This is a genomic window from Kluyvera sp. CRP (assembly GCF_019930565.1).
Taxonomy (GTDB): Bacteria; Pseudomonadota; Gammaproteobacteria; order Enterobacterales; family Enterobacteriaceae; genus Kluyvera; species Kluyvera georgiana_A.
Genome location: NZ_CP082841.1, coordinates 3,960,916 through 3,981,825 on the forward strand (window position 1 = coordinate 3,960,916; position 20,910 = coordinate 3,981,825).

Annotated in this window: 21 protein-coding genes; all 21 read right to left on the reverse strand. The window is 49.0% G+C overall.

The features are described from left to right. Positions 1-37 precede the first annotated feature (37 nt). The 21 genes from K7B04_RS18745 to K7B04_RS18845 all read right to left on the reverse strand — a co-directional run bounded on the left by K7B04_RS18745 (position 38) and on the right by K7B04_RS18845 (position 19,656). Positions 38-538: a hypothetical protein gene (locus K7B04_RS18745; RefSeq protein WP_223802723.1), complete on the reverse strand. Its 501-nt coding sequence runs from the start codon at positions 536-538 to the stop codon at positions 38-40. A 289-nt stretch (positions 539-827) separates the two neighbouring features. After that, a complete protein-coding gene (locus K7B04_RS18750; protein WP_223802724.1) occupies positions 828-1,751 on the reverse strand; it encodes a fimbrial protein in 924 nt (307 codons plus the stop codon). Positions 1,752-1,761: 10 nt separating this feature from the next. After that, the gene (locus K7B04_RS18755) at positions 1,762-2,316 is read right to left on the reverse strand and encodes a fimbrial protein (RefSeq protein WP_167575703.1); all 555 of its coding nucleotides are present in this window, start codon (positions 2,314-2,316) and stop codon (positions 1,762-1,764) included. Between the two features lie 10 nt (positions 2,317-2,326). Further along, positions 2,327-2,842 carry a fimbrial protein gene (locus K7B04_RS18760; RefSeq protein WP_163446177.1) on the reverse strand — a complete coding sequence of 172 codons (516 nt, stop codon included), beginning with the start codon at positions 2,840-2,842 and terminating at the stop codon, positions 2,327-2,329. 10 nt (positions 2,843-2,852) lie between these two features. Beyond that, positions 2,853-3,350 carry a fimbrial protein gene (locus K7B04_RS18765; protein WP_223802725.1) on the reverse strand — a complete coding sequence of 166 codons (498 nt, stop codon included), beginning with the start codon at positions 3,348-3,350 and terminating at the stop codon, positions 2,853-2,855. A 10-nt stretch (positions 3,351-3,360) separates the two neighbouring features. Further along, a complete protein-coding gene (locus tag K7B04_RS18770) occupies positions 3,361-3,927 on the reverse strand; it encodes a fimbrial protein (protein ID WP_223802726.1) in 567 nt (188 codons plus the stop codon). Between the two features lie 71 nt (positions 3,928-3,998). Next, entirely contained in the window at positions 3,999-4,751 is a 753-nt protein-coding gene (locus K7B04_RS18775) for a fimbria/pilus periplasmic chaperone (RefSeq protein WP_167575701.1), read from the reverse strand. A gap of 80 nt (positions 4,752-4,831) precedes the next feature. Beyond that, positions 4,832-7,330 carry an outer membrane usher protein gene (locus K7B04_RS18780; RefSeq protein ID WP_223802727.1) on the reverse strand — a complete coding sequence of 833 codons (2,499 nt, stop codon included), beginning with the start codon at positions 7,328-7,330 and terminating at the stop codon, positions 4,832-4,834. Further along, positions 7,330-7,887, reverse strand: a complete 558-nt coding sequence (locus tag K7B04_RS18785) for a fimbrial protein (RefSeq protein WP_167575699.1) — start codon at positions 7,885-7,887, stop codon at positions 7,330-7,332. Before K7B04_RS18785 ends, K7B04_RS18780 begins: the two co-directional genes overlap by 1 nt. 52 nt (positions 7,888-7,939) lie before the next feature. After that, positions 7,940-8,473 (reverse strand): fimbrial protein, encoded by a 534-nt coding sequence (locus tag K7B04_RS18790; RefSeq protein ID WP_167575698.1) that lies wholly within the window; start codon positions 8,471-8,473, stop codon positions 7,940-7,942. 674 nt (positions 8,474-9,147) lie between these two features. Next, positions 9,148-10,695 (reverse strand): winged helix-turn-helix domain-containing protein, encoded by a 1,548-nt coding sequence (locus K7B04_RS18795; protein ID WP_223802728.1) that lies wholly within the window; start codon positions 10,693-10,695, stop codon positions 9,148-9,150. 224 nt (positions 10,696-10,919) lie between these two features. Next, entirely contained in the window at positions 10,920-11,513 is a 594-nt protein-coding gene (locus tag K7B04_RS18800; protein ID WP_223802729.1) for a hypothetical protein, read from the reverse strand. Further along, complete coding sequence (locus K7B04_RS18805; protein ID WP_167575695.1) at positions 11,500-11,700, reverse strand: hypothetical protein; 201 nt, start codon at positions 11,698-11,700, stop codon at positions 11,500-11,502. The genes K7B04_RS18800 and K7B04_RS18805 overlap by 14 nt, the downstream gene beginning before the upstream one ends. Next, entirely contained in the window at positions 11,687-12,400 is a 714-nt protein-coding gene (locus tag K7B04_RS18810) for a hypothetical protein (RefSeq protein ID WP_223802730.1), read from the reverse strand. The genes K7B04_RS18805 and K7B04_RS18810 overlap by 14 nt, the downstream gene beginning before the upstream one ends. Next, positions 12,381-12,920, reverse strand: a complete 540-nt coding sequence (locus K7B04_RS18815) for a type III secretion apparatus protein OrgA/MxiK (RefSeq protein ID WP_223802731.1) — start codon at positions 12,918-12,920, stop codon at positions 12,381-12,383. Before K7B04_RS18815 ends, K7B04_RS18810 begins: the two co-directional genes overlap by 20 nt. Then, a complete protein-coding gene (locus K7B04_RS18820) occupies positions 12,910-13,782 on the reverse strand; it encodes an EscJ/YscJ/HrcJ family type III secretion inner membrane ring protein (protein WP_223802732.1) in 873 nt (290 codons plus the stop codon). Before K7B04_RS18820 ends, K7B04_RS18815 begins: the two co-directional genes overlap by 11 nt. A gap of 2 nt (positions 13,783-13,784) precedes the next feature. Continuing rightward, positions 13,785-14,087: a type III secretion system inner rod subunit SctI gene (gene sctI / locus K7B04_RS18825; RefSeq protein WP_167575691.1), complete on the reverse strand. Its 303-nt coding sequence runs from the start codon at positions 14,085-14,087 to the stop codon at positions 13,785-13,787. A 15-nt stretch (positions 14,088-14,102) separates the two neighbouring features. Beyond that, positions 14,103-14,366 (reverse strand): type III secretion system needle complex protein, encoded by a 264-nt coding sequence (locus tag K7B04_RS18830; RefSeq protein ID WP_167575690.1) that lies wholly within the window; start codon positions 14,364-14,366, stop codon positions 14,103-14,105. A gap of 1 nt (position 14,367) precedes the next feature. Then, complete coding sequence (locus tag K7B04_RS18835; protein WP_167575689.1) at positions 14,368-15,585, reverse strand: PrgH/EprH family type III secretion apparatus protein; 1,218 nt, start codon at positions 15,583-15,585, stop codon at positions 14,368-14,370. Positions 15,586-16,187: 602 nt separating this feature from the next. Further along, on the reverse strand, positions 16,188-16,433 hold the full coding sequence (locus K7B04_RS18840; RefSeq protein ID WP_223802733.1) for a phosphopantetheine-binding protein: 246 nt from the start codon (positions 16,431-16,433) through the stop codon (positions 16,188-16,190). A gap of 31 nt (positions 16,434-16,464) precedes the next feature. Continuing rightward, the gene (locus K7B04_RS18845) at positions 16,465-19,656 is read right to left on the reverse strand and encodes a hypothetical protein (protein ID WP_223802734.1); all 3,192 of its coding nucleotides are present in this window, start codon (positions 19,654-19,656) and stop codon (positions 16,465-16,467) included. Positions 19,657-20,910 lie beyond the last annotated feature (1,254 nt).

Genomic DNA, 20,910 nt, shown 5'->3' on the forward strand with positions numbered 1-20,910 from the left:
CTGAGAAATAGATTTTCCTCATGGCTTGAGGACATGTTTATGTCGCTTCACAGTGAAGCTCTGATTGAATGGAGGGCCAGTGTTCCGTCCATGTCTGTAGCAACGAATGAAGCAGATTCAAATTCTTGACCCCAAACTTACGTAAAACTTTAACTTTGTGCGCACTGAACGTTTTTCTGCTAATACACAACCGCTCGCTCAATTCGTCTGCATCAGGTTCGCCAAACAATATCTTAATGACCCATTCTTCTCTGCCGCTTAAACTCGGGATTAACGCCTTATTCGTCTCTTCGGTTAACAAGCATTGAATATATTCCTTTACTGGCGCATCACGCATGATCCGATAATCACAAAAGTACAGCAATGCACGATATGGGTCTGATATCTTATGTTTCTGTAACTCAGTGGAGTGAAAGATATAAACATAGTGCTGCCCAGTATCGAAAACGATAAGATCATCAGTATTGAAAACTGGCATCCGCTTAATAATGTTCGTCATCCCAGAAATGAAATAATTATCCCTCGAAAGAATTTTCACATCCTAATCCATTTTTGTTTATTTTTAGTTTGACTAGCTCAGCAACAGAAAACACATCAGTAGAATAATAAACTCTGCTGTCCCATATCACCGTATTGTAGAGAAATAATCATATGGAATTGCGAACGTCCCTGTTCGCCCAAAAGCAATATCCTCATGCTACATGAGTGGTTACCTTTACCCGGAGTTGTATTGATAACATAAATTATCATTACCTCCGACTCAATCCATGGTTAAAATCTAACACAGGGAACAGAATGTTCTCTATCAAAAAACGCTATTGAGCCTATTAATACTGCGTCAAAATTAAGGTAGCCGAAGCAGTAAATGCCCCCGTTGCAATATCATCAAAACTCAGTGAGGCCGGCTTAACTGGCGTAAAACTTAATGGCACAGTCGCGCTACCGTTCGTCACACTTAACTTCTGACTCACACCGTCGCTGACCGTCTGGCCATTCCAGCGCATTTCCACCCCCAGATTATCATTGCTGGTTCGAATCGCCTTATTATTCCACGCAGGAGATACCAGGCTCATTCTGACATCAAAATCTACAGTATGTGCGGCATCACAAACAATGTTGAAATCTTTATTTATAGTTTGTGATGATGTGCCGCCAGAGACAATATCGCCACGTTCTATCTGCCCCAAATCTACATTAAAAGTTGCACCGGATAAAACTTTACAAGTAGCGGTATTAATATCTGCATCATTCGCCGCAAAGAACGTCCAGGTATAGTTGTGACGCTCGCCGTGATTATTCGTTTGCACAAATCGTATGCTACCGAGTTTATCACCGGACTTGATATGAAGTTCCTCACCCAGCGAGGTTAATTCGAAATAGAGTACGACGGGCAATTGTCTTGATTCGCCATCGTCGAGATCGAAAATTTTCGTCTCTGATACCGGCGACGGATGATCCACACCTGAGATCAACACACCATATTTAAGATTTTTAAAAATAGTACTATCAAGTTTTACCCCATCACTCCCCAGCCACATGGTATCTATCCATCCTTTCTGTCCTGCCGTATTTTTACAGGTAATTTGTGGGGCGAGATCGATAATTCTGTTTTTCCCGGTGCTGACATCTGAACTGATGTTAACATGGATATCAGCGTCACCACCGTGCCAACCTATCGAAGCACACTCGTAGGCCGATGCAGCCGCACTTTGAAGCAGCAAAAATGCCAGCAAAGGCAATGTTGTTTTCATTTGATCTTTCCTAGGGGTAATTAAGCTCAAAAGTCGCCAACGCGCTGAATACGCCACGACGCAAAGTGCGATTTGCCAACGCACCAGGTTCACCCATCACGTAGCCATTAAGCTCCAGCTCACTATTACCGCTATGAAGAGAAAACGCAGGTATCGTTTTATTAAAAGGCAATGGCGTACCGTCAGGCAGCGACATTCCGATGGCCAACCCGCTATCGGTAGGCGAAGCTACGGCTAACAGACCTGGAAGCTCCGTGCTCTCGGTGCCCTTAAACGTCACTTCAACCTGGTTGCCCAGCGTGAGATCACACTCTTTAAGTTTGATGACAAACGGCTGCGCATGTGTGCGGGTGTGCAAATAAAGGTAGGTATCTATCACCGTGCCGAAATCAAGGGTAATTGCAGTAGAGGTTGGGTCGAGTTCGCAAGGATCGGCAACCAATTGGCCATCAAAGTGCAGATTATTACTGACCTCTTTTACTCCACCTCCGGCAGCCACAACTCCCTGCGCCGCGCTCAGGAGTAATATGCCGAGCACGATGCGCCGCTTGCTGATGTTATTCATGCCACTCTCCTTATAGATATTCCGCCAGCAGGGTTGCGGTTGCGCTGAACGCGCCTTCAGTCAGCTCGCTAACGTTGGGATCTTTTACCGGCACGGCTTCGAGCGTAGGCGGGTTCTGATAGGTGATATCCAACGCTTTGTTGAGCTCAAATGGTTGGCCGTTCTGACGAATTTGGATTCCCAGCCCTGTGGCATTGGTGCTCAGCGCGCTGGCGTCAAACGACGTGGCGTTGCCTTTCACTATCATGGTCAAACGCCACATCGGGTCGACATCATCGCAGACCAGTTGGTAACCAATAGTCTGTTTGTAACGCTGCCCGTCCACCTTATGAATACCCACATTGTCAAAATGAATACTCAGGTCACGATCGTTGTTGATATGACAGGGGTGGATTCTCAAGGTGCCATGAAATGCGATATCACGGCTGTCTCCGGTCGCCACGGCGAGAACCGGCCCGGTGCCGCAAAGGGCAACTAAAAAAAGTGCAGCGCACAGAGATTGTCGGCTGATAATGGAATAGTTCATCCTGTTCGCCTTAGTTATAAGCCACCTTCAGGGTTGCCGTAGCGTTAAACGCTTGACCATCCTGAAACCGGGCGCCGTTTTGTTTTTCCAGCACTGCATACAACGTAGGTGGGCTGGCATTATTAAAGTCAAACCATTGGTTAAGCGGTAAGGTTACACTGCCATTTTGCAACTTTATCGTCAGGCCGTTGGCATCCGTTTTAAGCTTGCTGTTATCACCGTCCGCCGAGATACCAGCAACCTGCATCTGCAGGGTTTTACCATCCGGATCACCTTTACAGTTCACCTGATAGGGGATCATCTGGCGATAGGTCGTTCCAACGATCTCATTGATATAAACATCGCCGAATTCGACTTTAATGGGGTCGCCATTAGAAAAACTGCAGGACGCGGTCGCGATGACCTCGCCGGTCAGACTGATATTCACATTGCTGGAGCCCGGCCCGGCAGCCGAGTTAGCAGCCACGAGCAGCGTCATCGCGGCCACGCTGTGAGTCAGAGACTTCATAAAGCGTTCCTCAGTCATAATTCAGCTCGAACCCCACCGTTGCGCGCCATTCGCCCGAGATTAGCGCCTGCGTCGTCCTTTCCGCCTGAACGCGGTAAATCAACGCATCGTTCCCCGGGGTGACGAATTGTGGCGCGCCGCGTTGCCCAAGACGAACATTGCGACCCGCGCTATCAGTCATACGTAGCCCCATTCCGGTGATGCCCTCGACTTTAATAAGCTCAGGCGTATCGGCATCCGCAGGGGCGACAAACGTCACGCTGACCATAGGCTGATAACGATCCCAAAGGTGATTGCCCGTACGTTGGTCGAGCATATTGCCGCCAACATGAACGCAGTCGCGCAGGCGCAAAACGAAAGCTATCGCCTCACTGCGGGACCCGACCTTGCTCAGAACCTGCGCCGGGATCCGCCCCAACGTGACCTCCTGATTTTGCGAGGCCATATCGAGACGGCAGGCGCCCTCGACAAACTCGCCGTAAACGTGCAACTCGCCGTGTTCCCCTTCCACCTTCCAGTTGTCCGGATCGGCGCAAGCCACAGATGGCAGACCGACGGTGCCGGCAACAAGCAACATCGCGAAAACTTTTCTCGCCTGCACCATCCGCCATCCAGGGCCATTCATCGTTTCAATCATCGTCATGGCACTTATCCGGCCTTACTGTCCACAACCCGACAAATATCGTGCTGACAGCTAAATATCAGCTTTGGCCGACCGCCATAATCGTTAATCCAGGTCAAGACCGGTTTATCACCTAGCGCACCGGCCTTCACTGTGAGCGGTGATTCGCTGAAAGGCGCAATCATTACCGGGTCGAATCCCGAAACAGGTTTACCGTCAGGCTGTTTGAAAGCGGCGGCCAGCGTCACATAGTAAGGACTGGGATTACTGACGCGATAGCCCTCACCCTGGCGGGTTAACACCAGTTTTTTCTGCCAAAGATCATGGGCGTTGCCACGGTTGAGCTGTAGCGCAGCGGGGCGATAAAACAGTTTAATTCGCGTTTGCAACGCAATCTGAAGGGTATTTGCTTTGCTGCTCTTAGGCGGGATTTCCCTTAGATTAAAATAAAAAATTGACTCTCTATCCTGCGGTAGCGATTGTGCATCATCAGTCAGCTGCAGCTTCACCTGCCCTTTAGCCATTGATTCTACCCGCTGCAATGGCGGTAACGCCGCAATCGGGCCGCTGATTTTGTTTCCCGATTCATCTTCAATCCACGCCTGTGCCAGATATGGCAATGCTTTGTTTTGATTGGTGATGTTCAAACTCATTGACTTGTTTGCACCGTTAAACACCGCTCGAGTGCGATCGAGCGTGACGGCAGCCTGAGAACCGTGGCTTATCAGTGCGCAAGTCAGAGCCGCGCCAGCCATCGTGGGTAATAAATGATATTTCATACAGAGATACTCGCTGTTATTGGCCCGCCATAAATACGCCGGGCCGCATGTTGTCTCCACGGCTGCGGAGAGTTGAGGTGTTAAATTTGCGGTGAGCAAGTTAACGGTAGAATACGGGTAGTTGTCGGTAAGGGTTTTGGCAGCATGATTGCGCACTGCGTTTGCCCATCCCACATCACCCGCATGCTCTCTCCTGCCACCATCCCCGTTAGCCACACCATTCCATCATCGTCAACGATCCCTGCCTGGCTTTCGTGATGGCTGACCACCACCGCGCCAAATGGCACCGCACTGCCGTCCGTAAGACGCAATCGCACCATGGATTTGTGTCCGGCGATCATGCCAAAACGGCGATAGCCGATAGCCCCTTCCGTTAGCGTTCCCTGCACGACCGATCGCGTGGCTTCCACATTATCGGCAAGATCGTTCACATCCACGCTGACGCTGCTGCGATAGCCTTTGTTGATATCCGCGACCACTGCCTTGCCAAAACGGTTCGTCTGCGTTCCCGCACCGTAGCCGCGAATGGGTACCCCGGCTATGCCAGCGGTATCCACCATCATGCGCGTCCCGCCCATACTGCTTACCCGGTGCATCGCCATCCCTTGCGCTGTGGCCGTAAGCCCCCCCTGGATGGCACCGCCCCATGAACGATAGTGTCCCTGTTCGTAGCTTGTATTTACCGAGAGTTCCGCGACATCACCTTTATGGGTAAAATACGCGCTACTGGTTCCCCGTCCCTGCTGAGCAACACCGGCTTTAAGTCGATAGCTGTTGTTCAGATCAATGCTGTTGAAATAACCCACCGTTGCGCCATTGCCTGAACTTCCCGCCTGGCTATCGACGTTAAAGGTTCCGCCATTTCCCCACGGCACCGAGAGACTAAGGTAAGCGCCATCGTCACGGGTATGGTTAAAAAAGGTGCGGTAGGCGGAGAAATTCAGACCCAGGTTTTTCAATTGCCCGACATCAAAAAAGCGTGATACCGAGAAATTGTAGGTTTCGTTATCTGGTCGGTCCCAGTAGGTCTGGTGGCTATAGTTCATGTAGGCACTTAGCCCGATCTGCCGAAACTGTTTATTGAAGGCAATGGTGTAAAGCTCCTTGTTGTTATTACCCGCAATGCCGTGATAGCGCGCGTTGAGGAACTCAGACATATTCATAAAATTACGCTGCGAAAATCGATAGCCCGCAAAAGTGACCTGGCTGTCATATTCGTCAAAGCGTTTAGAGTAACTAAGACGCCAGGATCCACCCGTTTTACTGCCCGCGCGCGGCAGTACGGCATGAGATTCCGTCAAATCGAATGAGATCGCACCTAAAGCCAGCAGGTCGCGTCCGATCCCCGCTGACAGCGCGTTATATTCGCCCGCCAGCAGGCTACCGCCGTACAGTGACCAACCGTTGTTCACACCCCACGAAAATTCCCCCGTCACAAATCCCGGTCCCAGGCTGTTGTGACGGTAGTCCGACGGTTTACCCATTGCCAGTTTGTAACGCACCATTCCCGGCCGTGTCAGATAGGGAATATTGGCGGTATCCACCTGGAAACTGCGTACGCTGCCATCCTGTTCCTGTATTGCCACATCCAACGTGCCGGAGACCGCCGTATTCAGATCCTGAATACGAAACGGCCCCGCCGCGACGGTGGTTTCGTGGAGCACACGCCCCTGCTGGCTGATGGTGACTTTAGCGTTAGTTCTGGCGACGCCAACCACCTCCGGCGCATAGCCGCGGAGATTTGGCGGCAGCATGGTGTCATCCGACTCCAGGCTACTTCCCGTATAGCGGAAACTGTCAAACAATCCTGAGTTAAGATAGTTTTCGCCTAACATCAGTTTCGCCTTAAGCGTAGGTAGAGCGCGCCATGCGTAATATCGACTCCACGCCCACTCACGTTGTTCGTCCTTGTTCATTCCATCACTATGGCTATAGCGCCCTTGCCAGTCGGCGCGTACACGCCAGCTGCCGAGGTTAAAACCGGTCGTCCCATTACCGGTCAATGACTTCGTCTCACGACGGTTTCCCACCGCATAGCGAGAGGATTGTCCGTTGAGGTTATAATCGAAAATCGCCCCACCGATTCCTTCATCCCAACTTCCGGGAGGATCCCAGTTCTCAGCGGTATACTCCAGATACGCCTGGGGAATGCTCAGATATAGCGTGTTACTACCAAGATCCGCGCGGACGCTGGCACCAGGCAAACTGACCAACTGTAAGCAGGTATCGTGGTGCCACCATGTGAGCGAGTTCTTCACGGAAGATTTAAGATCTAGCTGCGCGACCAGATCCGGGGTCAGGCAAACCTCACTCCCCTTTGGGTCATCATCCGGCGCGAAAAAATTCAGCGGCTGTTCAGGCAACTCGGTCTTATTCAGACGCACGACCATATGGTACTTTCCCGGCATGATAAAACCGGCGCGAGAAAACTGGCTGAGATCTATTTTCGCCCGGTCACCAACATCCAGCACGTCGGTATTGAACTGGATAGCTTCCGCCGCATATACCAGGCTCGGCGCTCCCTGTATAGCCAGCGCAACCAGCAGCGCAATCCCTGAGTAGTTAAAAACTTGCCTCATCAAAAATAATCCAGTTTAAAACGCACCGTCGTCTGATAGGCACCAGCCCGCAATTTTTGATGGTTACCCACCAGACGTAGACTGTAATCAAGACGCATGGCGCCAGGCATTATCTGCCCCTCAGAAGAAGCGATACCCGGTAACATACGGTTTCCCGCCGCATCCATAATTTCGAGACCAATTCCACGGGCCTCACCACCCAGGGCAAACAATGTTCCATCGGTGATAGCGCCATCGAAAGTGACGCTAAAATGTGACCAGTCAGGATGGTTTGGCAACATCGGCTCCAGCGCGCAGTTCTCGAGGTGAATACTGAACGACTTCGACGGTCCAACACCGGTGCTGATAATTTGGTCCAACGGCAAGGTGATAAGGTCGATAACCTGATCCCGGCTATCGACCTTAATCGCACAGGGCGTATCGATGATTGCCCCCTGCATGCTGACCTTTCCATGCCCCTGATCCCCAACGGAGGTCGCCAGTACGCTCGCGGAGAAAAATGGCAGTGTTAACCACAGCAGCCGCAAAGGCGTGACAAATGAAGCACTACATTTCATAGGTACCCCGCATATAAAAACCGTACCGAAAATGCGTAAGGCCAGACTCGGCTTACTGGTAGGCCAGGGTAAAATTAGCAACCGAGGAAAAGTCGCCCGGCACAACGGACGAAGAGGCACCATTGCCCTGCAAATAAGCGGCATAGGTCAGGGTGTTATCCCCTTGCTGAGTTTTCGTTGCCGTGCTGGGTGTTCCGAGTGGAATATTGGTACCTTCATCATTGGTAATGGCGATTGCCGCGCCTTTGGCGGTGCCAACCAGCGCCAGGTAGCCCGGCTGGGCACTGGACTCTGAGCCGGTGAAGGTGATGGTGACCGTTTTATCTGTGAGTCCGGAGAGATCGCAACTTTCCAATTTGATATCAAATGGTCGTGGACGTGATTTTCCCCCATTCATCAGGGCTTTGTTAGAAATTTCGCCAAGATCGACTGTTTGCTCAATACTATCGGGAGTGATTGAACATGGGGCATCAATAATTGCTCCGGTAAATGTAACCTTACCATGGCCCTGATCTCCTGCCTGCACATAACCGGAGAATACGGTGGTCGTCAAGCCAATAGCCCAAGCCCATTTAATTAATTGCATCTTTGTTCATTCCTGCAAAAGTGAATAGATATCACCAACACTTGCTTTATCCGCATAGTGCTGGTGAACCACATTTTTATGTGGATTAAATCTACTTAATTTATACAATCAGGACTTTCAAAAAACGACACAGTTAATATATGCCATTTGATAAAAGTGTTTTTTGCAAGAATAATTACGGCTGATTTTTAGCGTTACTCGCGTATGCTGATACCAGCATTGTTCTCCACGCATATAATCAGACAACCTGTCCAGGTTAAGAGTTTTAGGGCGTGGTGAAACACTGCTGTTAGTACGATAGAGCAAGATCTTAACACCCTTCTGGCGATTGTCGCCAGAAGGAGACTCTAGTTTTAAAAACTATATATCTGTGCGCTTTCTGCACTCATCATTATTGAAGTTGTAGGAAGAGTTTATACATTGACAATAAAATCAATCGACGTTCTATTTCCTCTATTTCACAGCGCCAATTAAAAACGCATTAAATATCATTATGAATAACCTCTAACTCAATAAACACACTTTCAATTCGACATACACCATATATCAAATAGAAAAAAAACAGCTGACACATGCTTATCGCTAATTATACGGAGAGGACATTCATTATCATTCATAATTATAAATGCGCGTTTTAAAATCACATTACAATAGCCTTGTGTAAATAATAATTATCATGGATTACAAGCAACGTATTTACTTTCTTGAGCCTTTCTCTCTACTGCATTTGGGACATGGCTTGTGTGATTACCCTTCACTTTGGACTGCACCTCATCATAGCAGTAGGCGATAAAATCACACTCACTCTTTACTTTCTCAAAAGCATGGGTGAAGTGTTGTGCTTTTTTTAGCTCCCCTCCTCTGACATAAATTAAAGCCAGGATGCCTTTCACAATTGATGTAAAGCAGGACCGTGTGAGTAACAACTTGTCACCGATTTCAAAGACATTAGAATAGTCTCCCATCAGATAATAAATAATCAGTGATAATGTCCTTGCAGAGTATGACGCCTTATTAAGATCAATAGAAATATTATTCATCCGCAGTGCATTATAATAGTCGCCATTAGTGACAAGGTAACAAGCGTAGTAGTAATAGACTTCCGCCACACCAGGGTACAACAACAGTGCGAGTTTGAATTTCTCCTCTGCGGTATCCCCTTCATCGAGAACGCCCTGCAACGCTAAAGCGATCGCTTTATTTTGTTCCCTGGCCGCCATCTTCTTAAAGATATGGTTTATCTCATCGCGTAAATACGAATATTTAATGATTCCATGATTAACGATTGAGAAGTAGATAGCCATGGCCTCATGGAATTTATTCACATAGTGTTTTCGCAGTCCCTCCTGTTCACAGATAAGGTCCAGATGTTTTCTCAATGCGCGAGTAGAGTAATGTTGATGCTTTTCTTCCGCGATTATTTCACTACCTATCTCTGTCACGGGAGTAGCGATATTCACATCTCTTATCGTTACACCAATCCCTGAAAGCAGTATGGTGATCATCTTAAAAATAGCGTGAAAATTAAGATGATGATCGCCCGTCAGGGTCACCCCCTCACGACCAAGCACAGAATGGTCGTAAGCTCTGACTAACTCCAGCCTGATAATACAGTTATCGTCAGAATAGACTTCTGCACCAGTGATGTAATAGTCTGCATTTGATTTTTCAATTGCTAATAAAAAATCACTATAGTCCCGATAGGCTCGTGTGACAAATGAAGAAATCACGTGCATGGATACTGAACTTTTCATTTTTATGCGTTGTAATCTTTCTACCAGCATATCGTGAAGCGATATAGATAATTTATTATTCTCCATTTCAAACGGAAATAATGCAATGCTGGGGTTGCCCGATGCAGGGGGTTGTAGTACTGGCGTAGGTGTATCATCTAAGGAAACATCGTCATCGGCTATCTGCACATCAAAGACAAAACGATAACCCTTACCATAAACTGTCTCAATAAAGCGCTTGCTATGAGAGTGCCCCAAAATTCGTCTCAGAACATAGATGCAGCGTGTCAGTGACTCATCGGAAACAATCCCCCCTTTCCAAACTAGCCGTACGAAATCCTCCTTAGTGACAACCTCATTTGCACGTTCCAGCAATAGTTTCAGCACTGCACTTTCCTTTGGTGCAAGCGTAATCTCATTCATTTCACTGTTGACAAGACGTCCATATCGAAACTTAAATCCTTCAAATTTGTAACATATAGAATCCATAAAAAAATCCTTTTACCGTGAAGATAAAAATCCCAATATAGTCTAAATATTCTATAAACGAGTTGATAAACACAATGATTTTTTACCCAAGCATTTTATTGCAGATAAAAGGATAGCTCAAATCATCATACCTATTGTTTTTTAACACACCCATATAATAAAAGAAAGGAGTTGAAACATCTTAAACGAAAAAACATGCACAATGTCCAGGAATAGCTCGTTTTTTATGAAGAATAGTTATCAAGGTAACTTTCACTATCACAACCAATATATGAATAAACGGCTTTTTTCCAGTTCATCGCTATTGGCTCCCTTCTCTCTACGTTCACAGAAGCAGATAACAGCATATAATCAGGTTGATATGTTGGTGCACCTAAGGCAATGAGATTTTCACATAATGCTGTCTTTTGAGTAAGGTCTGACATAGTAGCTTGAATGTGCAGCCAGAAATTATTTCGCTGGTTATTATCAAGAGCATCAATACTTTCTTTTAGCAACCGAGTGTGCATGGAACGCGCAAATTGCGTATCTACCTGAACCGCGTCATACCATGTTAAACTCCCGGCCAGAGCATACAAATATACCGCATCACTCCATGATTCTCTGACAACGCACGCATTCATATGCTCATACAGTGTCGCCGGCAATACACTATTGATTTTGCCTTCTCCAGGGACGCAACGATATGCCGGGCCAACAACTTCTTGATGATGGCTTGCCATTAGCGTTTTATTCGGCGGGAATGATTGACAGCCGCCAAGCAAAATAACACTGATAGCAATACTGCATTTCATATACAACAATTTACCATTCAGCATTTTCATCCTCATTAATCCCATTGGATAAGAGAATCTTTTGTTTCCATTCTTCATACATCATCAAGAAGCCAAGATTCAGGTCGGTCTTCGACTCACTCATATTTTCATCGAGACTTTTAATTTCCTCGACATGATTTTGCAAGACCACTTCTGAGTTGTAACTACTGATTGTATCAATATTGTTCATCTGTTAACTCCGCAATGCCTTCTTCTTGTAACGGTGGATACAATAAGCTCAACTGTTCATGGAGATATCTGATGGCCTCATTAGATATTTCGCGCTTTCGCTCGGCAAAAGTATATTTTGATGTCAGTGCATCAACGGTAGCATAGATAAACTCTTCAGGATAAAACTCAGCCAGTCGGTTATTATATTTAAATACGAACCTAGGTTCATCGTGGAACTCAAAAATCACGCCCCCGGAATGGTTCTTTTTGATCGCCTGAGCAAACCTTTCCTTTAGCTTTCGATTGGCATAAGGCATTAGGATATGTAATGGTAAAGATTCATCACTTTTGTCAAGTCCTTCAGCCCAATGCTCAACCACCTTTACATTAAAATCATCTTCGCTGATGATATCCGACAAAGTATTTTTCAGATCATTTCGTATCTTGACCGCCATTTCTTGAGTATGTTTTTCGCTGTTGTCAATGAATTGGCAGACCGAACTGAGAGACATTACCAACCCCTGTTCATAGCCAGCGCTATATGATTCACGGCGAATTTGCTCGCATTCTGCTTCTGCCTCTTTAATTATCCTACTGGCATTTTTTTTTGCCTGCGCAATAATGTCATGCGATCGCTTTATCAGGGATAATTTACTTGCAGGCAATAAAACATCTTCGGCAATATTTCGAAAAATAATATCATGAGGCTCGTTTTGCATGCTGAATAGCCATCCTTAATAGCAGTTCATCATTTTCACTATAAACTGCACTATGTGAAATCGGCGGTGAAGAGGAAAAAAGCAATGGGACTCTTTCTCGTATTGATACCGATAGTGAACAACTGAATGCCATTGCCTCCTGACAGGCCAACCGTACTAACTCCTGAGCTGTTAATCTCTCATGCCCCTGGCTTTCTGACTCGGTAAGGCAAGACAGCGCAAATTGCTGAGTCACCTTATCCAGTTTTGCAATCAGGCCGCTACGCGCGAGTTTTGCCCGATGGCGATGGCAGGCAGCCATTAATGCCGCACCGGGCAATAGTGCCCAGTGCGAAATTATATAACGCTCACGACTATTATTAAGATCAACGCAATCAGTCGATAACTTAAACCCTTCTAAAAGAATGTCATTCAATACAGATTGACATCTGACTGATGATAAATTCTCTATCGCCGGAAATCGATGTGGATGAATCCAGGATACAGGGTCATAAAGTATCCGCTGTGTTTCAGCGTACATTCTCCCTCCCTTCAGACGGCGAAGATTTTTGATCGGAAACCGCTACGCTGTTCTGAACTTCGGGGTTAATTTCAGCCTGTGCCTCGCCCGTTTGCTGGTGCTGGCCTTTATTCCCATTGAGCATGGAATGCTTACCTAAAGCCGAAGCTAATGTATGCCCTTTCTTTTTGAATACCATCGCAGCGATTAATACAAAGCTCACTGCTAACATAGCTACGATAAATAACCAAGTCATCAACGATGGAGAGCGCTCAGGCGCAATAGCTGGCGCTATCCGCTGAACGCTGTCAACTTTTGACAAAATGACCGAAATATTATCGTATTCCACATCCTCGAAACTGTTTTTCAAAAAACGTTTCACATCCCCAACCAAAAGCGAGGTATCAGTGATCTGATTATCGTAATTGAGCAGCGACGATAAATGGATAGGCTTTTTCCTGCTGTTCCCTTCTCCTGCATCAATATCATAGCTAACGTGTACCCGGGCTGAGACGACTCCCCGTATAGCTAACAACGACTGGGCAAGGCGTTGTTCAATACCAGAATAAAGTCGGACCTTTTCCGCTCGCGGAGACGACACAAGAGAATCAGCAGGAAACATCTGTGCAATTTCGATCTCAGGTGGTCTGGGTAGACCATACATAGCCATAAGATCAACGGCAGCGGCAAAATCCCGGGCATTAACAGAAACGGCAAAACCTTCTTTAGCCGTGCTCAGTTTCTCGGCCATGATGTTATTCCGCTGCAACAAAGCAATAACCTCATTAGCTTGATTTTGCTCAAGACCTTTGAGTAATTGCTCTTCCTTACAGCCCGTAAGAAGCAACACTGTTAATGGCAAAAATAAGTATGATTTTTTCATTATCAGGAACGTAGTAGAGTTTCAACCGCACTGACGCCTTTGCGAGTTAAGGTACTGATCATAGAAACTTGCAGGTTATAATCTGACGTGCGCTGCTGTAACTTGAATAACTCTGCAGGGTCCGATGTCACTTTCGATTGTTGTAATCGATTGATCACATCATTTTGTTCAGCTTCAAATGATGTTGAGGTTTTGGCATAGGCCTGAATCATCCGAGCTTCCAACGTGACAGAGGTTGGATCTGCCATTGAGATGTCTTTTGATTGCTCAGCGAATGCCTCTATAGGATTAACAATAAAGCTCATAACATTAATCTCATATTAACGGAAGTTGGTGATAATTGCTGAAGCCACATCCTTATATACTTTAACCACGTTGGACTGTGCATTACGATAAAGTGTATATTCTGATAAGCGTGACTGATATTTAGCCAAAAGCTCAGGGTTTGATGGATCGGCTGTCAACAATTTTAATGCTTCATCCAGTTCAGTGTTCAGATTTGTGACACCAGAATCGAACGATCCAGACATCTCAGATAAAAAACCATCCCAGTTGGCAAATGCTGCATAATTAACATCACTCATTTCATAGTTCCTTTTTTATGTTGCGTGGAAAATACCAATGTCCCGGAGATAACTTGACATATCCGCGATCTCCATATTTGTATGATTTGCCTTTCAGCCAATCATCTTTAAGCTCCATAGCAAATTGCACATACTCTCCTTTCCATATTTGGGAGTAGTGAGTAATAAATGTTTTTAATCTTTCAAGCTCACCATCGTCGAGTGCTCCACGAATAACCAGCGTCACGCTGTTGCTATTTTTTACCTCTGTAAAAGAGAGCGACAATTTTTCGAGGCCATCGATAGCCAGGCGGCGAATGCTTTGGTCAGAAATGCTCTTAACTGAGATATCAGTAGCATAATTAATATTTTTGGCGATCGAATCAGTAAACCTCTTCATTTCCGCTGGAGATAATTTCGTTCGCTCCGCACTAACCTCAATAACAGGATGCTCGGGATAATCAAGTCTGACACGATGAAGCTTGACCTGCGGCCAGTTGCTTTCTATCCATGTGCCGATTCGCTGTGCTTCATTGTCGGTTGTCAAGATCTTAGTGCGGTAAGGCGAAGGCGTTCGAATCATACTCTGAATGGCCCATTGCGCCGCGCTTTCGCTTTCAGAGAGGATGTAGATAATACTGTCCTTACCATAGATGATATGGTAATCGCCTACCTTATTATCCAGAAATTCAGCAACTGAAGTAATTTGACGCTGAGTTTCGTTCAGATAAGAGTATCCGGCAGCGGAGACGCAGCCAATAATGACGAAAGCCGCAGCCAATTTCCACCAAGGGCTTTTACCGGTGGTCGTTCTGACATCATCATTTTGCTCAGCATCATCATGTGACTGTTGATGAACATAATCGGTTAACAAATCGTCGGAAAAGGCATCCTTTTCATCTCTCCAACAGATCTTCTGCTCACCGATAGCAATTAATTTGTTCGCAGAAATTTCTTGTTCAGTCGCACCATCGACGTCAAATACATGTAAAACAAGAAGCTTATCTTTATCCTCTGGCACAAATATTTCAAAATTGGGCGACGGTACGCTACAGGGGATGTAAATCGTGTTATCGGGGGTGAGGGTTCCCTGGTGTTGCTGCTTAATATCATCTGCATGACAGACGATGAATACGGTTCTCCCGGCCGTAAGCGTGAACTCACACCCGCGTAGCGAACCATTAATCAAACGAATTACAACTTTTCGCGCAGAATTATTGTTTTGTTTTTTTTCCAGCATAATTAGTTTTATGATCCTGTGAGAAATGATAGACATCGAGCCCATCAATCATGACGTAATAGTACTCAGAGATGCGATAAAAATCATGATTCAATTGTGATGAAAACATAATCGAACAACGACAAAAACGATCATTTTTTCATAAAAAAAGCACTATGATAATAAAGTCATAGTGCCCTTTGATTACGCTGATTAATCTAATTGTAAAGTGACCCTAGATATTTTTGCACTTTCTGACAGTGTATCCACGATGTCGCACTTTAAAGACCGTTCGCTTTCGATACTGGTAAGGTACATAATAAGCCAGGAGGTGACTTTCGACACCGGAAACCAACCGGATAAATGATATTATGTGCAGTGGCTTGTCTTTGCGTAATGGAGATACCACATACTCATCACTAAGATCATCATCATCTATTTTATAATTCATGAGATTATGATAATCACATACATTTTTCCTGAACATATTCGTTGGGATCCCTCCCCTTACGCCCTCTAATTGCGACAAAAAATGCCGATATGGATACGAGGCCCCTCCCCCTGGAGTGTAGTAGCGATACTCCGCAGAGATAATGGCATTGATATTCATCAAACGTCCCTCTCTAAATGTGAACATTGACAAAATGATATATATCCTCCACGCGTTCTATTTTTGTTATATCTTCTTCTGTATAAGCAATCGAATACGTTTGCTCCAGCGCAACAAAAATATCAATCATTGCTAATGAGTCGGCCAAAAGATCGTAATACATATCTTTATCTTTAGTGACCTGCTCAATATCACAACATAATGCTTGAGCAATAATATTATTCACGGTACCTACAACATTTTGTTCTATTCTTCTCATGGCTTCCTCGTTCAAAATGGCTCGCAGCAAACTACTTTTTCGCTGTGGATTTTGAAACACCGCTGAAATATGGCGTCGCCTGTGATGAACCACGACTCCCTACAAACGATGACGATTTGTATGTCTGACCAGGAGTCACTTTGCTGGCCTGATTGCCATCAAGTCCTTGCCAGTGCGAACCCTGACGGTTCAACATGCCGGGTTCCTTCTGATTGGAACGCGGTACTTCAGTCGTGTTCGCGCGGGCGCTTAAGGAACCTGATGTTGCGGAGGCTGGCGACTGAGCTGTCACGTCGTGTGCCTTTCCGTCACCGGCACCCTGAGACGTATCCGGCGTGGCTGCTGACGCCGGCTTGCCAGGCATATTTCCCGCCAGGCTGCTGGCCGGCATCCGGTACAGCGTCCCCTGGCTGTTCAGCACCGTCGGGCCAGGCTCCACAATACGCCGGGCTTCTGCCGGGTTCGCGCGGGCGTTTGCGGAGCCCGGGCCGCCGATATACGGCGCGTCTGGTTTTGCCGCGGCCGGCGGCTGACCTGCCGCATCGCGTACCTTTCCGTCACCGGTGCCCTGAGACAGCGTGCTCCCCGGCGTTTGTGTCTCTTTGTTCCGCATTGTCCCGCCATCAGGCATACGCCCTGCTGACGTATCCGGCGTGGCTGCTGACGTCGGCTTGCCAGGCATATTTCCCGCCAGGCTGCTGGCCGGCATCCGGAACTGCGTTCCCTGGCTGTTCAGCACCCTCGGGCCAGGCTCCACAATACGCCGGGCTTCTGCCGGGTTCGACCGGGCGCTTGCGGAGCCCGGGCCGCCGATATACGGCGCGTCTGGTTTTGCAGAGGCCGGCGGCTGACCTGCCGCGTCGCGTACCTTTCCGTCACCGGTGCCCTGAGACAGCGTGTTCCCCGGCGTTTGTGTCTCTTTGTTCCGCGTTGTCCCGCCATCAGGCATACGCCCTGCTGACGTATCCGGCGTGGTTGCTGATGCCGGCTTGCCAGGCATATTTCCCGCCAGGCTGCTGGCCGGCATCCGGAACTGCGTTCCCTGGCTGTTCAGCACCGTCGGGCCCGGCTCCACAATACGCCGGGCTTCTGCCGGGTTCGACCGGGCGTTTGCGGAGCCCGGGCCGCCGATATACGGCGCGTCTGGTTTTGCAGAGGCCGGCGGCTGACCTGCCGCGTCGCGTACCTTTCCGTCACCGGTGCCCTGAGACAGCGTGTTCCCCGGCGTTTGTGTCTCTTTGTTCCGCGTTGTCCCGCCATCAGGCATACGCCCTGCTGACGTATCCGGCGTGGCTGCTGATGCCGGTTTGCCCGGCATATTTCCCGCCAGGCTGCTGGCCGGCATCCGGAACAGCGTCCCCTGGCTGTTCAGCACCCTCGGGCCAGGCTCCACAATACGCCGGGCTTCTGCCGGGTTCGACCGGGCGTTTGCGGAGCCCGGGCCGCCGATATACGGCGCGTCTGGTTTTGCAGAGGCCGGCGGCTGACCTGCCGCGTCGCGTACCTTTCCGTCACCGGTGCCCTGAGACAGCGTGTTCCCCGGCGTTTGTGTCTCTTTGTTCCGCGTTGTCCCGCCATCAGGCATACGCCCTGCTGACGTATCCGGCGTGGTTGCTGATGCCGGTTTGCCCGGCATATTTCCCGCCAGGCTGCTGGCCGGCATCCGGAACAGCGTCCCCTGGCTGTTCAGCACCCTCGGGCCCGGCTCCACAATACGCCGGGCTTCTGCCGGGTTCGACCGGGCGTTTGCGGAGCCCGGGCCGCCGATATATGGCACGTCTGGTTTTGCCGCGGCCGGCGGCTGACCTGTCGCGTCGCGTACCTTTCCGTCACCGGTGCCCTGAGACAGCGTGTTCCCCGGCGTTTGTGTCTCTTTGTTCCGCGTTGTCCCGCCATCAGGCATACGCCCTGCTGACGTATCCGGCGTGGCTGCTGACGCCGGCTTGCCAGGCATATTTCCCGCCAGGCTGCTGGCCGGCATCCGGAACTGCGTTCCCTGGCTGTTCAGCACCCTCGGGCCAGGCTCCACAATACGCCGGGCTTCTGCCGGGTTCGACCGGGCGTTTGCGGAGCCCGGGCCGCCGATATACGGCGCGTCTGGTTTTGCCGCGGCCGGCGGCTGACCTGCCGCGTCGCGCACCTTTCCGTCACCGGTGCCCTGAGACAGCGTGTTCCCCGGCGTTTGTGTCTCTTTGTTCCGCGTTGTCCCGCCATCAGGCATACGCCCTGCTGACGTATCCGGCGTGGTTGCTGATGCCGGTTTGCCCGGCATATTTCCCGCCAGGCTGCTGGCCGGCATCCGGTACAGCGTCCCCTGGCTGTTCAGCACCGTCGGGCCCGGCTCCACAATACGCCGGGCTTCTGCCGGGTTCGACCGGGCGTTTGCGGAGCCCGGGCCGCCGATATACGGCGCGTCTGGTTTTGCAGAGGCCGGCGGCTGACCTGCCGCGTCGCGTACCTTTCCGTCACCGGTGCCCTGAGACAGCGTGTTCCCCGGCGTTTGTGTCTCTTTGTTCCGCGTTGTCCCGCCATCAGGCATACGCCCTGCTGACGTATCCGGCGTGGTTGCTGATGCCGGTTTGCCCGGCATATTTCCCGCCAGGCTGCTGGCCGGCATCCGGAACAGCGTCCCCTGGCTGTTCAGCACCCTCGGGCCCGGCTCCACAATACGCCGGGCTTCTGCCGGGTTCGACCGGGCGTTTGCGGAGCCCGGGCCGCCGATATATGGCACGTCTGGTTTTGCCGCGGCCGGCGGCTGACCTGTCGCGTCGCGTACCTTTCCGTCACCGGTGCCCTGAGACAGCGTGTTCCCCGGCGTTTGTGTCTCTTTGTTCCGCGTTGTCCCGCCATCAGGCATACGCCCTGCTGACGTATCCGGCGTGGCTGCTGACGCCGGCTTGCCAGGCATATTTCCCGCCAGGCTGCTGGCCGGCATCCGGAACTGCGTTCCCTGGCTGTTCAGCACCCTCGGGCCAGGCTCCACAATACGCCGGGCTTCTGCCGGGTTCGACCGGGCGTTTGCGGAGCCCGGGCCGCCGATATACGACGAAACCGGGGACCGAAGCGATGCCCTATCGCCATCTGTGCCGCTCGCCTGGTCAGTACGAGTGGCGTTTACGGTGTTCTGTTCTTCTTGCTGATCCGTAGGTTGAACGGCTGGCCCCGTCGCCGCATCAATGACATCGTGATGCAGTTCATTAGCAGCATCATTGTTGCTAGCCAAACCTCGACTAACAGATTGGCGCGGAGACTCATCGGGAGATATTGTCTGACTATCCTGCTCAGAAAGATCGGGTACATGCTGAACCGATCGTTCGACGGCATTAGTCATCGTAGGGCGCTGAGAGTCTTGTAACGGATGTGTAGATGAATCCATTTCCTCAGTTCCCACTGCAGTCGTCACTGATTGTGGAGCAATGGGATCATCAGTCTGAGTTATACCGGAAGATGTCGTAAAGGCCGGTTGGCTTCCCGAAGCCATGCCCGGAGATTCACTCCCCTGATTACCTTCATGGTAGGTGTAAGTGAAAGGTGCATTGATTGTAATATTGATACCCGGTTGATTCGAAGGCCCCATTTCTATTTCAGGGCCAGGGCCCGGATTGGCCGCATCATCCGCTTTGGGTTGCGCTATATCAGCCAGCGCATTTCTCAATAGATCAAATGTTATCGACTCCTGAGCGAGTCGAGTCTGGGCCTGCTCGAAAGGGGATAAATTGCGGCTCCGATTGATAATACTCAGGGAGGAATTTTGCTCCGCAATCGAATTCCTGAAAATGTTATGAACGTTGTCCATCACCTGGACACATTCCTCCTGAGATAGACCCTCATTAATCAGTGATTCATAAATACGATTTGCTATTTCGACATTGAAACTCAAGCCTGAAGATTGCTGAGAATGCTTATCAAGCGCAACCAGATTGTTGCAGATCGCCTGGTGTTTTTTTAATTCGCTGTGATTTTTACTCGACCCAGCCGCTGGAGAATCCATCCCCACACCGTTCTTAACAATGCTGGGGATGAATGATTTAGTCAAATTTTTAAGTTCTTTAATCGCCTTACTATCATCTGGCGCCAGGCGTGATTTAATCTCATGATGCATGACCATAAAATCTTCAACACATTTCATGGCCCTTGGGTCAGCGTTACCGCTATTATTCTCAACAATTGCAGTAAACGCTGCTACTGTTTTACCTGGCAATTGGAAGGTGGCAATTTCATTTAACAGCGCCTGCTTTGCGGTTTCAGCTTTTTGGGCAGCGAACTTCTCACCAGTGGGCAATTTCTCTAATGCTTTTGCAATTTTCTCGTTCAGCGAGGCGTCCCCGGGCACACGAGAATTCTGCGTGACCTCAGCGTGATTATCCACCGAATCTCGACTAAGCGCCCCGTTTGCTGGCTCTTGAGCCCTTTGCGCCGAATCCGTTTCACGGGTATTTATTGCGTTCTGCGCAAGCGATACTGCCTGGGTCAGGAG